This is a genomic window from Mesorhizobium sp. M0598 (assembly GCF_040320865.1).
Taxonomy (GTDB): domain Bacteria; phylum Pseudomonadota; class Alphaproteobacteria; order Rhizobiales; family Rhizobiaceae; genus Mesorhizobium.
Genome location: NZ_JAMYQL010000012.1, coordinates 1 through 13,156, shown reverse-complemented (window position 1 = coordinate 13,156; position 13,156 = coordinate 1). Strand labels below are relative to the sequence as shown.

13 protein-coding genes are annotated in these 13,156 nt (G+C 62.5%); 4 read left to right on the top strand and 9 right to left on the bottom strand.

Annotation, left to right across the window (positions count from 1 at the left end; genetic code table 11):
* Positions 1-34: 34 nt before the first annotated feature.
* Entirely contained in the window at positions 35-1,300 is a 1,266-nt protein-coding gene (locus tag NKI59_RS16875) for an NAD(P)/FAD-dependent oxidoreductase (protein ID WP_352705495.1), read from the bottom strand.
* 180 nt (positions 1,301-1,480) lie between these two features.
* On the opposite strand from NKI59_RS16875, the gene NKI59_RS16870 reads away from it, so the two are divergent.
* Positions 1,481-2,137 (top strand): 5-formyltetrahydrofolate cyclo-ligase, encoded by a 657-nt coding sequence (locus tag NKI59_RS16870; RefSeq protein WP_352705493.1) that lies wholly within the window; start codon positions 1,481-1,483, stop codon positions 2,135-2,137.
* A gap of 13 nt (positions 2,138-2,150) precedes the next feature.
* On the opposite strand, the gene NKI59_RS16865 is transcribed toward NKI59_RS16870, so the two are convergent.
* Positions 2,151-2,624 carry an Lrp/AsnC family transcriptional regulator gene (locus NKI59_RS16865; protein ID WP_023675099.1) on the bottom strand — a complete coding sequence of 158 codons (474 nt, stop codon included), beginning with the start codon at positions 2,622-2,624 and terminating at the stop codon, positions 2,151-2,153.
* Positions 2,625-2,781: 157 nt separating this feature from the next.
* On the opposite strand from NKI59_RS16865, the gene ald reads away from it, so the two are divergent.
* Positions 2,782-3,897, top strand: a complete 1,116-nt coding sequence (ald, locus tag NKI59_RS16860) for an alanine dehydrogenase (protein ID WP_352705491.1) — start codon at positions 2,782-2,784, stop codon at positions 3,895-3,897.
* A 248-nt stretch (positions 3,898-4,145) separates the two neighbouring features.
* Here ald and NKI59_RS16855 read toward each other — a convergent pair whose 3' ends face one another.
* The 6 genes from NKI59_RS16855 to NKI59_RS16830 all read right to left on the bottom strand — a co-directional run bounded on the left by NKI59_RS16855 (position 4,146) and on the right by NKI59_RS16830 (position 8,881).
* Complete coding sequence (locus NKI59_RS16855) at positions 4,146-4,613, bottom strand: DUF1203 domain-containing protein (RefSeq protein WP_352705489.1); 468 nt, start codon at positions 4,611-4,613, stop codon at positions 4,146-4,148.
* A gap of 77 nt (positions 4,614-4,690) precedes the next feature.
* Positions 4,691-5,497, bottom strand: coding sequence for a 4-hydroxy-tetrahydrodipicolinate reductase (gene dapB / locus NKI59_RS16850; RefSeq protein WP_352448952.1), 807 nt, complete (start codon positions 5,495-5,497; stop codon positions 4,691-4,693).
* Positions 5,498-5,647: 150 nt separating this feature from the next.
* The gene (locus NKI59_RS16845) at positions 5,648-6,211 is read right to left on the bottom strand and encodes a GNAT family N-acetyltransferase (protein WP_352448953.1); all 564 of its coding nucleotides are present in this window, start codon (positions 6,209-6,211) and stop codon (positions 5,648-5,650) included.
* A gap of 5 nt (positions 6,212-6,216) precedes the next feature.
* Positions 6,217-7,068 carry a 3-mercaptopyruvate sulfurtransferase gene (sseA, locus tag NKI59_RS16840; RefSeq protein ID WP_352705487.1) on the bottom strand — a complete coding sequence of 284 codons (852 nt, stop codon included), beginning with the start codon at positions 7,066-7,068 and terminating at the stop codon, positions 6,217-6,219.
* Between the two features lie 35 nt (positions 7,069-7,103).
* The gene (locus NKI59_RS16835; RefSeq protein WP_352705485.1) at positions 7,104-7,847 is read right to left on the bottom strand and encodes an alanyl-tRNA editing protein; all 744 of its coding nucleotides are present in this window, start codon (positions 7,845-7,847) and stop codon (positions 7,104-7,106) included.
* Positions 7,847-8,881, bottom strand: coding sequence for a cysteine synthase A (locus tag NKI59_RS16830; RefSeq protein ID WP_352705483.1), 1,035 nt, complete (start codon positions 8,879-8,881; stop codon positions 7,847-7,849). The genes NKI59_RS16835 and NKI59_RS16830 overlap by 1 nt, the downstream gene beginning before the upstream one ends.
* 215 nt (positions 8,882-9,096) lie before the next feature.
* Here NKI59_RS16830 and NKI59_RS16825 point away from each other — a divergent pair, with 215 nt between their 5' ends.
* On the top strand, positions 9,097-9,918 hold the full coding sequence (locus NKI59_RS16825) for an SDR family oxidoreductase (RefSeq protein ID WP_352457508.1): 822 nt from the start codon (positions 9,097-9,099) through the stop codon (positions 9,916-9,918).
* A gap of 280 nt (positions 9,919-10,198) precedes the next feature.
* On the opposite strand, the gene NKI59_RS16815 is transcribed toward NKI59_RS16825, so the two are convergent.
* Positions 10,199-11,617 carry a DEAD/DEAH box helicase gene (locus tag NKI59_RS16815; RefSeq protein WP_352705481.1) on the bottom strand — a complete coding sequence of 473 codons (1,419 nt, stop codon included), beginning with the start codon at positions 11,615-11,617 and terminating at the stop codon, positions 10,199-10,201.
* Between the two features lie 388 nt (positions 11,618-12,005).
* Between NKI59_RS16815 and NKI59_RS16810 the strand changes: the two genes are divergently transcribed.
* The coding region (locus NKI59_RS16810; protein ID WP_352705479.1) for an acyl-CoA carboxylase subunit beta at positions 12,006-13,156 on the top strand (1,151 nt) is incomplete at its 3' end.

The following is a 13,156-nucleotide window of genomic DNA, read 5'->3' as shown; positions in this document are numbered from 1 at the left end:
GGTGACGCGCCGATGAATGTCCGGCAGCGAACAATCAGCCCTTATCGTCGTCGCCCTGCGTGATCAGCCGCGCGCTGCGCTGACCGGTGAAGTAGATCCATAGCCAACTCAGGGAAACCGCAAGCCGGTTACGAAAGCCGATCAGGAAGTAAATATGCGCCAAGCCCCATAGCCACCAGGCAAGCCGGCCGGTAAGCTTGATCCAGCCAAAATCGATGGCCGCCGCGCGCTTGCCTATCGTCGCCAAATCGCCGTCATGCCTGTAGCTGAAAGGACGCGGTGTCGCGTCACCGGCAAGCCTTGCCTTGATCGCCGTGGCGACGTGCCGTCCCTGCTGCTTGGCGGCGGGCGCGACGCCCGGCACCAGCCGGCCATCCGGTCGCAGGACGTGCGCTGCGTCACCGATGACGAAAATCTCCGGGTTTCCCGGTACAGTGAGGTCGGGCTCGACAAGCACTCTGCCCGCGCGGTCCGCTGCCGCGCCGAGCCATTCGCCGGCCGGCGAAGCGGCGACGCCCGCCGCCCACAGGATTGTCCTGGCCGGCAAATGTGTGTCGCCGAAGACGACACTCTCGGCATCGCAGCGCGTAACCGCCCGGCCGAGTTCGACGGTCACGCCGAGCCGTTCGAGCGCCTTCGTTGCATAATCGGAGAGTTCCGGCGCAAAATTGGCAAGGACGCGGTCGCCGGCCTCAATCAGCACCACACGCGTCTGCCGCGTGTCGATGTTGCGGAACTCGCCGCGCAGCGTGTCGTGCGCCAGTTCGGCAATGGTGCCGGCCAATTCCACGCCGGTCGGCCCGCCGCCGACGATCGCCAGCGTCAGCAATGCCTGGCGCTGGGCGGGATCGGTTTCCCGCTCGGCCTGCTCGAAAGCCAAAAGAATACGCCGTCGAATGGTCGTGGCGTCCTCCAGCGTCTTCAGGCCCGGCGCGAATGGCTCCCATTCGTCATGGCCGAAATAGGCGTGCCGCGCACCGGTGGCCAGCACCAGCGTGTCGTAAGCGACCGTGCCGCCGTCCTGCAGCAGCACCCGCTTGCCGGTGCGGTCGATGCCAGTCACAGTGGCAAGCAGCGTCGTCACGTCCTTGCGCCTGCGCAGGAGATGGCGGATCGGCCAAGCCACTTCGGAGGTGGCCAGGGCCGTCGTCGCCACCTGGTAGAGCAGCGGCTGAAAGAGGTGATGATTGCGCCTGTCGATCATGGTGATGCGCACCGGCGCGCCGGCAAGTGCGCGGGTGAATTCGAGGCCGCCGAAACCGGCGCCTACGACGACGACGTGATGGTTGGCTATGTTCATCTCACTCATCCCTCTCGCCAAGGCTGATGTAAGTATCCTTGTGCAGTGCAGCAATGCCTGCGCTGCAACTGCCTGGGACTCGTCTCTTGATGTCGTGAATACGCATGCTGCAGACTCATTCCCGGATATAGCTTACGTCCCGGATACGACTTGGTTGGAACAGTATATTGTAGGTGAAGCATGGCTAGGAATGAAGATGAAGACCCAGCGCAGTACGCCTCGCCGCCTTGTTTTATGCACGAGCTCGATCCGGAGTTCCAAGCGCCGCTATCCGACTGGACCGACGTAAGGCGCTGGCGCAAGGCCGAGCGCGAGCGGTTGATCGTATCCCGCCTTGCCGTTTCGGCCGACACGCGCGCAGCCATGTCGCAGCGCATTGCCGAAGGGCTCGACGCGGTGATCGGCGACATCGCCGGCCGCATGGTCAGCCTCTACTGGCCGTTTCGCGGCGAGCCGGACCTGCGCCCGTGGATGGAAACCGTTAACGCGCGGGGCGGGCGCACGGCGTTGCCCGTCGTCGTCGAGAAAGACCGGCCGCTTGTCTTTCGCGCCTATACCCACGGAGACCGGCTGGAGAAGGGCGTCTGGAATATCCCGATACCGGCTGACGGCGATCCGGTGTTGCCCGACATCGTCATTTCGCCGATCGTCGGCATCGATCCCGGGCAGTTTCGCCTGGGTTATGGCGGCGGCTTCTTCGATCGCACGCTTGCCGCGATGCCCTTCAAACCGCTGGTCGTCGGCGTCGGCTACGAACTGCAGCGCATCGTCACCATCTACCCGCAGCCGCACGACATTCCGATGGACCGTGTGGTGACCGAGGCAGTCAACACCTAGGCGAGTTCGGGGCCTAGGCGAGTTCAGGCTTCATTCCCACAGCCGTGCGATCGACGATTTCGCGCAAGGCAAAAGACGAATTGATCTTCGTCACATGCGGCATTGCCGACAGCCACTCCTTGTGGATGCGTTCGTAGTCGACGAGATCCTTTGCCGCGATGCGCAGGATGTAGTCATATTCGCCCGACATCAAATGGCAGGACAGGACGTTCGGGCAGCGCTTTATCGCTGCCTCGAAATCCGACAGCGTCTTCTCGAATTGCCCGGACAGCGATATATGCACGATCGCCGTCATCTGGTGCCCAAGTGCAGCGTTGGACAGCCGTGCGTGATAGCCGCGGATGGTTCCGGATTTCTCCAGATTGTCCAGCCGCCGCGAACAGGCCGACTGCGACAGGCCAACCTTCTCGGCGAGCGCTGCGTTGGGTATTCGCCCGTCTTTCTGCAACGTCTCGAGAATGGCGATATCAATCCTGTCGAGCGGCATTTTTGCGGGTTCCTGCGAGAATTCTAGTGTTTTGCGCAACGATTATCGAACAGTGGCCTCTCTGGCAAGCGCATTCGCAAACACTTACCGAACGATTCGTGGTTCACTATCTCTAGACAGGGAACGAGCCCCAAAGGGCCGGATCAGGAGAAAAAAGATGCGCGTCGGTTGCCCCCGGGAAATCAAGAACCATGAATACCGCGTCGGCCTGACACCGGGTTCGGTCCGTGAATATGTCGCGCATGGCCATGAAGTGCTGGTCGAGACCGGCGCCGGCGCCGGCATCGGCGCCGACGACAACGCGTATCGTGCCGCCGGCGCCACGATTGCCAAAACGGCCGCCGACGTTTTTGCCAAGTCTGACATGATCGTGAAGGTCAAAGAGCCGCAGCCCAACGAATGGGCTCAGCTCCGCGACGGCCAGATCCTCTATACCTATCTGCATCTTGCTCCGGATCCGGAGCAGACCAAGGGTCTGCTGGCCTCCGGCGTGACCGCAATAGCTTACGAGACCGTCACCGACGAGCGCGGCGGCCTGCCGCTCTTGGCGCCGATGTCGGAAGTTGCCGGCCGCCTGTCGATCCAGGCGGGCGCAACGGCGCTGCAAAAGGCCAATGGCGGCCGCGGCGTGCTGCTTGGCGGCGTGCCCGGCGTGCTCCCCGGCAAGGTAACCGTGCTCGGCGGCGGCGTAGTCGGCCTGCATGCTGCACGGATGGCCGCCGGCCTTGGCGCCGACGTCACCATCATTGACCGCTCGATCCCGCGCCTGCGTCAGCTCGACGACATCTTTGGCGGCCGCGTCCACACCCGCTACTCGACCGTCGAGGCGCTGGAGGAAGAATGTTTTTCGGCTGACATCGTCGTCGGCGCCGTGCTGATCCCAGGGGCAGCAGCGCCCAAGCTGGTGACGCGCGAAATGCTGTCGGGCATGAAAAAAGGCGCCGTGCTGGTCGACGTCGCCATCGACCAGGGCGGCTGCTTCGAGACCTCGCACGCCACCACCCATGCCGAGCCGACCTATGAGGTCGACGGCGTCATCCACTATTGCGTCGCCAACATGCCGGGTGCGGTGCCGGTCACCTCGGCCCACGCGCTCAATAATGCGACGCTGCATTATGGCCTGCAGCTCGCCGACAGGGGCCTCAAGGCGCTGGTAGACGACCACCATCTGCGCAACGGGCTGAACGTCCACAAGGGCAAGATCACGAATCGCGCAGTGGCCGACGCGCTCGGTTACGAGCTGGTCGAGCCGAAGGCCGTTCTCGCCGCCTGAGCTGTCCGAATCTGCCTCTCCAGTGCCCGTCGGATTCGTCCGACGGGTTTTTTCTTATGTCGAAAGACTGAAAAGTGTCGGGCGCGCGGAATAATCGGACAACAAAAAAGCGGAGCCAAAGCCCCGCTTCCTCGGTTGTCGAAAATTCCCGCCGGTTCATCCGCGGTCGGCAAATCGATCGACAGTGTCTTTCTACCGCTTGTATGCGACGGGAGTGCGACAGCCCCAAGCCGGTGCAGCCTGTCCGGTTACGCGCGGTCGATCCGGCACTGATAGCAATTGTTGCGCGCCGAGCGGATGTGGACGTAAGCGATGTCGTCGCGTTCGAACAACGTCTCTGCCCGTGCGGCAATGGCGTCGGTCGGAATGACGCCGCCGCTGCCGTAAACGATGCGGTCGTCCTTGCCATAACCGCGCACAATGTAATCGCTGCTTTCGAGCATTTCGGGAAGCGTTTTCCCCTCGGCGGCGCGTTCGCATTCTTTCGCATGCAGAAAGATCGGCCCCGTTTCGGCATAAGGCTGCAGCTCCGGAAAAGGCCGATAGGCCAAAACAAGATAGGCTTCTCCCACAGCAATATTTTTCAAGCAATGACGGCAAGGCACGCCGTCGCCATCCGAAACTTGCCGCTCTGGCTTCAAGCCATAAGCATCCGGCCCGCCGCGCTGAAGTGCCCGGACAGCATTGGTTGGCAAGGGTTTGAATTTTAGCGTCATGGCAAAATCTCCGGTGTCGTCGACCGGAAATTATGCTCGCAAGACAGAGTTTCCCACCCGATTCCTGCCGAAATGGATCAATCCATCAGCGCGTCGAGACCACGAACCAGACCTTTGATCTGCTGTACCCGTCTGATGGCGAGCAGCGTGCCCGCCACGTAAGGCGCCGCGGACGAGCCGGCGTCGTGGCGTATGGTCAGCCGCTCGTCTGGCAGACCGAACAGCGCCTCGCAGGACAGGATGTAGGACGGCAGGCGAAGCGCGTGCACTTGCACCCCCTCGCCTGCGCCGACCGCACCACCGCGTGTGGCCGGCACGCCGGAGACCTCGGAGACCGGCTTTGCCGTTGAGGCCTTGCGGATGTCGGCCAGCGCTTCAGCAAGCTCTCGTGCGGTTCCGGAGGGCGCGTCGGGCTTTTTTGCACTAGCATAATCGATGACCTCGACATCCGGCACGTATTTTGCCGCCATAAGTGCAAACCGCTTCATCAGCGTGGCGGTGATGGAAAAGTTGCCGGCGGCAACAACGCCGACGCCATTGGCGCGCGCCGCGGCGTCGATCTCGGCATAGTCGGCAGCTCCCAGTCCCGACGTGCCGATCACCGTGTGCCGCCCGTTGTCGATGGCGAGCAGCACATGGTCTTTCACGACATGCGGCTTGGTGAAGTCGACCAGCACGTCCGACGGCGCCTCCAGCGCCTCGGCCAGCGAGGCCGAAACGGCAATACCATTAGCCGGCATACCAACCAGCAGACCGGAATCCTGCCCCGCGCCGCTGCGTGATACAGCCCCGGCCAGCGCCATGTCGCCTTGCGCCCCGATCGCCGGAACCAGCGCTTTGCCGACCCAGCCGGTCGCGCCGGCCATTACCACGCGTATTGCCATCGTGCGATCCTCCATCACCCATCGGTTTTTAGACGATAGCGATATGGAAAGAGCCAAGCTCATTCAAGTCAGGCTCGCCTTTGAGTGTTGATCCAGAGACTCTGGGACATTGCAAAGACAAGCTGAAGCTCGGATGAACGGGCCTGAAAATCAGGGCCGCATGACGCTGGCCGCGCGCTCGGCAAAAGACATCGGATGTACGACCTCCTTTTTTTGCGCCACTGGCGTAAAGCCGAGTTTTTGATAGAGCGGCAGTGCTGCTGGGTGATCGAGGGTGCAGGTCTGCACCGTCACCCGCTTTGGCCCGTGCGACCATGCCGCGGCGATTGCCGCACCGAGGAACCAGCGGCCGATGCCTTGCCCGGTCGCGTGCTCCATCATTCCGAAATAAGCGAGTTCCACTTCCTCCGGCAAATGCGGCTTGAGGTCGAAGAAGCCGGCCGGCGCACCATCCAGATAAAGCACCCTGATGTCGCGGTCCTCGCGGTGGATGCCCGCCGCAAGCTCCTCGTCGCTCAGCCTCAACACATTGACCCAGTGCCATTTGCGCCCGACCCGATCCATCAAATAGCGGTAGAAATGCAGGGGAATGTCTTTGGTCTTGAGCAGCGCGATCTGGCGGTTGTACGGCAGCGGCGGCGAATAGGCAGGCGGCACATGCATTTCGAGAAACGTCACGGTGACATCGATGTCTTCCAGCGATCCGTCTTCCATCACCGTCAGTCCTTGCCCGTCACGACGGGCGTGTCGGAAAGCCCGCCCCATTCGGTCCATGAACCGTCATAAAGCCTGTTGTCGGCATGGCCAAGCGTCTCCAAAGCTAGCGTGACGGCTGCCGCGGTGACGCCCGACCCGCAGGAGGTGACGACCGGCTTCGACAGGTCGATGCCGGCTCCTTCGATCACTTTGCGCAGCCTGTCCTTCGGCAACAATTCGCCGTTTTCCGAAAGCGCCGAAAACGGCACGTTGTGCGCGCCCGGCATATGGCCCGAGCGGATGCCGGGGCGCGGCTCCGGCTCGGTGCCGGCAAAACGGCCAGGCGAGCGCGCGTCGGCGATCTGGCTCTCCCCCGTCTCGACGATCCGGCGCATGTCGGCAAGGCTGGCGACGCGGGCGGCATCGAAGTTGGCATAAAACACGCAAGGCGCGATCTTCGTCGGCTCCGCCGTCACCGGCCGTCCGGCGGCTTTCCAACGATCGAAGCCGCCGTCGAGTATATAGACCTGGAACACGCCCATGACGCGAAACAACCACCAGGCGCGCGGTGCAGAAAAGAACCCTGGCCCGTCATAGACAACAATCGTGTCATCGGCCGAAATACCCATCGAGCCGACATATTGCGCGAAATGCTGCGGCGACGGCAGCGTGTGCGGCAGAGCCGCGTCGGGGTCCGAAACCGCATCCTGGTCGAGGAAGCGGGCGCCTGGAATATGCGCTACGTCGTACTCGGCGCGCGCGTCACGCTTTTGCGCCGGCAGATACCAAGACGCGTCGACAATCGTCAGGCCGGGTTCGCCGAGCCGCTTCTGTAACCAATCGGCATCGATGGTGAAAGGACTGTCGTCGGCCATCTCTTCTCTCCTGTCCCGCCCGTCGCAGTCCTATATCAGGCTGGCGGCATAGGACCAAAGCGAATGCGGAAGCGCCGGTTCTCGCGGCCCTTCTTCTCGATCTTGCCGACATGGATCTCGCCGATTTCGCTGGTGCTCTTTACATGGGTGCCGCCGCAAGGCTGGCTGTCGATCGAAGCGTTCTCGCCGATGCAGACCAATCGGATCCTTCCCGTGCCGGCCGGGGGCCGCACATTCTTGGATTTCACCAGGCCCGGATTGGATGCCAGTTCCTCGTCGGAAATGAGCCGGGTGAAGATCGGGTGGTCGGCTCGCACCAGCTCCATCAGTCTGGCCGTCACGTCTTCCTTGGTAAAGCCGGCGTCCGGGATGTCGAAATCAATACGGCTGTCGTCCTCGGAAACCGCGGCGCCGGTGATCGGGAACGGACAGACGACGGTAAGCAGGTGGCAGGCAGAATGCATGCGCATCAGCAACTGCCGCCGCGGCCAGTCGATGGCGAGCCTCATGCGCTCGCCCACCTTTGGAACTGCCTGCTCCGGCGCCGGCACATGGATGATCTCGTCCTTGGTTTCGCCGGTGATCGTAGCGGCAATCGCTATGCCGGTGCCGTCGGCGCGTTCGAGGCTGCCGGTGTCGCCCGGCTGCCCGCCCGATGTGGCGTAAAACACCGTCCGGTCCAGAATGATGCCGCCGCGATCATTGACTGCGACGACGGTGGCGTCGGCCGTTCCCAGATAGGCGTCGTCACGAAACAGCGCTTCGGTCTTGTGCGCCATCACGTAACCCTTTCGAACGGTACCGAAATCGTGCTCTGTTGCTCCATCCAGCCCGGCACCGGCAGCTTCTTTTCGCGCAGGAATTCAGGATTGAACAGCTTCGACTGGTAGCGCGTGCCGTAGTCGCAAAGCATGGTCACGATGGTGTGGCCGGGGCCTAGCTCGCGCGCCAGGCGAATGGTGCCGGCAATGTTGATGCCCGTCGAACCGCCAACGCAAAGCCCCTCCTCCTGGATCAGGTCGAATACGATCGGCAGCGCGTCCTCGTCGGGGATCTGGAAGGCAAAATCGGGTGTAAAGCCTTGGAGGTTGGCGGTGATCCGCCCCTGCCCGATGCCTTCGGTGATCGAACTGCCCTCGGATTTCAGCTCGCCGCTGGTGTAGAAGGAATAGAGCGCTGCCCCCAGCGGATCGGCCAGCGCGATCTTGACCTGGTTGTTTCTGGCCTTCAGCCCGAAACCGACGCCTGCCAGAGTGCCGCCGGAACCGACCGCCGACACGAAACCATCCACCTTGCCGTCGGTCTGGTTCCAGATTTCTTCGGCCGTGGTGCGGATATGGCCGTCACGGTTGGCGACATTGTCGAACTGGTTGGCCCAGATCGCGCCGTTCGGCTCGCTCTTCGCCATCTGCTCGGCCAGCCGGCCCGACAGCTTCACGTAATTGTTCGGGTTCTTGTAAGGCACGGCGGGCACTTCGATCAGCTCGGCGCCGAGCAGTTTGATTGTATCCTTCTTCTCCTGGCTCTGGGTGTCGGGAATGACGATCACCGTGCGGTAGCCGAGCGCCTTGGCAACCAGTGTCAATCCGATGCCGGTGTTGCCAGCCGTCCCCTCGACGACGACGCCGCCGGGCCGCAGCAGCCCGCGCTGTTCCGCATCGCGGATGATAAACAGGCCGGCGCGGTCCTTTACCGACTGCCCGGGATTCATGAATTCGGCCTTGCCCAGGATCTCGCAGCCGGTTGCTTCCGAGGCCTTGTTGAGGCGGATCAGGGGCGTGTTGCCGATCACGTCGATCACAGAACGGGGCATGGAGATTCCTTTGTGGGTGCGGCGAAACCCTAGAAACCCGAAGCTTCGGTTTCAAGGCAAGAATTTGCCTGGTCCAGTCGCATTTCGCACACTGCAATTCCTGCAGCCAGGAGCGCCCGACCGGTATTCATTTCAACCATGTACCGAAAAGCACTCTTTTCATTCGATTTCTTCACCGGTAGAGCACAGGCTAAGAAGAGCCGGCGGGGCGCAACATGACACTCTATCGGGCCAATCCGAAGCATGGCGTCGCCTGGATTACGGGCGGCAGCAGCGGTATCGGCCGTTCGCTGGCCAAGGATCTTGCCGCTCGGGGCTATGTCGTCGCGGTGACTGCGCCAGATGACCATCCGATCGATACGCTCATCGTCGAAACGGCGCAGATGGCGGGCCGTGTCGCAGCCTATCCTTGCGACGTGACCGACGAAAAACGCATGGCGAAGACGGTTGCAGCGATCGAGAAAGATCTCGGTCCGATCGTGTTGGCAGTGTTCAACGCTGGAAGCTATATCGCAACGCCGGGCGAGGATCTTGTGGCGCGCAATTTCCGTCGGTCTTTCGAAGTCAATTATTTTGGCATCATCAATGGCCTGCTGCCGGTCATCGAACGCATGCGCGTGCGCTCGCGCGGCCATGTCGTGCTGATCGGTTCGGTCACCGCCTATTTCGGCTGGCCCACCACCGCCGCCTATGGCGGCACCAAGGCGGCGGTCAATATCCTGGCCGAGTCGCTGAAATACGATTTCGACAAGATGAACGTCCGCATCCAGGTGATTAATCCGGGCTTTGTCGACACGCGGCTGACCGAAAAGAACTTCCTGCCGATGCCGGGCTTGATGCCGGTCAATCTGGCCTCGCGCCGCATCGCGCAAGGCATCGAATACGGCGGCTTCGAAGTCACTTTCCCACGCCGCCTGAGTTGGACGCTGAAGTTGCTCAGGATGCTGCCGAGGCCGTTCTGCCGATGGGTGATCAGCACGGTCACCCGCTGGAATGCGCGGCCATTGAATTTCGACCGCAAGCCGCCAGTCGAGTAGGATCGGTGATGGGCGAGCGATCGTGTTTGCGGGTCGCTGGGGCGCCGCACATGAATTGGTGCCGGTCGACGATACCGGCGACCCGGACAACCACCTCATTGCCGGCGACGCGCTGTCGCATCGACCACGGCTTTCCTCGCGCAGCGGATCGTCGTGTCGATCGAGGCGGTGGTAAGGTGACCCAAAGGCCCCCAAGCAAGGGCGACCGAAGCATCGCTCCGGTCGCCCTCTTCAATCGTGTGTGACCAAGCCAGGCTTGGCCGACCGCAACACGGTCAGATTATGCGGCCCGCGCTGCTGGCCGCTTGCCGCCGAAGCGGCGCTTGTTATTGCCCTTGAAGGGCTTGGCGCCTTCCGGCTTGCGCTCGCCCGCAAAGGCCGGCTTGTCGCCGAACCGCTTCTTGCCGAAGCCGTTGTTTGCGCCGCTGGGCCGCCTGCCGTCGCGACGGCCATTGTGGTCGTTGCGATCATTGGCCGGTTCGAAGCTGCGCTCGTTCTTCTCGGCGGGATTGCGCTGCGGATCGGGGCTGCCGAGATGGTCGGCAACGATCGGCAGCTTGGTGCGGATGATGCGCTCGACCTGACGCAGCTTGCTGTTTTCAGACGGGTCGCAGAGTGTGATGGCGATGCCGTCCATGCCGTTGCGGCCGGTGCGGCCGATCCGGTGGACATAGCTCTCCGCCTCGTCCGGCAGGTCGAAATTCACCACATGGCTGATGCCGGGCACGTCGATGCCGCGTGCCGCAATGTCGGTCGCCACGAGAATGCGCACCGAACCCTCACGGAAATCGTTGAGTGCCTTCTGACGGGCATTCTGCGACTTGTTGCCGTGGATGACAGCGGCCTTGAAGCCGTCGCGCTCGAGATCCTTGGTCACCCTGTCGGCGCCATGCTTGGTGCGCGAGAAGATGATGACGGACTTCATCGCCTCACCGGCAAGCATGTTGGCCAGCACCTGGCGCTTCTGCTTGGTGCGGGCAAAGACGACACCCTGCACGATTTCGGCTGCCGCGGTGCTGTGAGGAGCGACTTCGACGCGGATCGGGTTCTTCAGCAGGCCTTTCGCCAGTTCGGCGATCTCGGCCGGCATAGTCGCCGAGAACAGCACCGTCTGACGGTCCGGCGCCGTTGCCTTGGCGATGCGCTTCACGTCGTTGATGAAGCCCATGTCGAGCATGCGGTCGCCTTCGTCGAGCACCAGCCATTTGGTGTCGGCAAGCATCAGGTCGCCTTCACGCACAAGGTCGGTCAGCCGACCGGGCGTTGCGATCAGGATGTCGACGCCGGGCGCAACCTTCTTCACCTGGCTGAAGCGCGAGACGCCGCCCAGCACGAGCGCGGTCGATACATGCGCGCCCTTGGCGAGCAGCTTGATCATCTCCTCGATCTGCACCGCGAGTTCACGTGTCGGCGCCAGGATCAGCGCGCGGGCCGTCTTCGGCCGGCGCTTGGTGCCAAGTGCGATGATCTTCGACAGGATCGGCAGCGCGAACGCCGCCGTCTTGCCCGAGCCGGTCTGGGCGATGCCGAAAATGTCGCGGCCTTCGAGCTGCGGCGGGATCGCCTGGGCCTGGATCGGCTTCGGATCGGTAAAGCCGGCGGCATTGGTGGCCTTGAGCAGTGCGCCGGTAATTCCAAGTGCGGCGAAACCGTTCAGTTCCCCAGTGTCCTTACCGGTCAAAGTGTTTTCATTGGTCAAAATATTCTTCTTTCATGCGGCTCCTGGCCGCAAACATCAATGGGCGGCAGGGCGCAACCTGCCGTCGAAAATTGTCATGAAACGACAAGGCGGGCGGACATTATCGTCCGCACGGCTGCGCTGTCGTGCCCGCAGGCATCATGCCACGGGGCTTTTTCGCCACCTTGCCGATCTGTCGGGAAGAGGGAAAACAGACGCAACCAGTCTCATTCGTCGAGAAGGCCGGATTATCCCGGCCCAAGCGCCTATGCCGCCGCATATGGCCCAGTTCCCATCGAAATGCAAGGGGCCCGATGCTGCAGCGCAGCAAAAGCCATGAGGAAGCGGCGCTTGCGCTCTCTCGCGGGCATGATTACCACAATGCAGCTTTCCGTTTCGGGGACCGGTCATGAAGGACGTGCTGAAGGAACTCGAGCGCCGCCGCGAGATCGCCCGCATGGGCGGCGGCCAGGCCCGCATCGACGCCCAGCACAAGAAGGGCAAGCTGACCGCCCGCGAACGCATAGACGTCTTTCTCGACGAGGGCTCGTTCGAGGAGTTCGACATGTATGTCGAGCACCGCTCGACCGATTTCGGCATGGAGAAAACCAAGATCGCCGGCGACGGCATCGTTACCGGCTGGGGCACCGTCAACGGTCGCCCGGTCTATCTTTTCGCCAAGGATTTCACCGTGTTCGGCGGCTCGCTGTCCGAGGCCCATGCCGAAAAGGTGGTCAAGGTCCAGGAGATGGCGCTGCGCAATCGCGCGCCGATCATCGGTCTCTACGACGCCGGCGGCGCCCGTATTCAGGAAGGCGTGGCGGCGCTCGGTGGCTATGCCGAGATCTTCCAGCGTAATGTGCTGGCCTCCGGCGTCATCCCGCAGATCTCGGTGATCATGGGGCCTTGCGCCGGCGGCGACGTCTATTCGCCCGCCATGACTGACTTCATCTTCATGGTGCGCGACACCTCCTACATGTTCGTCACCGGGCCGGATGTGGTGAAGACCGTCACCAACGAGACGGTGACCGCCGAAAGCCTCGGCGGCGCTTCCGTCCACACGACGAGGTCCTCGATCGCCGACGGAGCCTACGACAATGACGTCGAGGCGCTGCTGCAGATGCGCCGGCTGGTCGATCTGCTGCCCGCCTCCAACACGGCGGAAATTCCCGAGATCGAATGCTACCAGTCGGTTACTGATCACGATCTGTCGCTCGACAGGCTGATCCCCGACAATGCCAACAAACCCTACGACATCAAAGAGTTGATCCTTAAAGTTGCCGACGAGGGTGACTTCTTCGAGATCCAGCAGAATTTTGCGAAAAACATCGTCACCGGCTTCGGCCGTGTCGAGGGCCGCACCGTCGGCTTCGTCGCCAACCAGCCGATGGTGCTGGCCGGCGTGCTCGATTCGGATGCCAGCCGCAAGGCGGCTCGTTTCGTGCGCTTCTGCGACTGCTTCGCGATCCCGATCGTCACCTTCGTCGACGTGGCGGGCATACAGCCCCGCCCCCCGCAGGAATATTGGGGGGTGATAAACCACGGCGCCAACCTTATGTT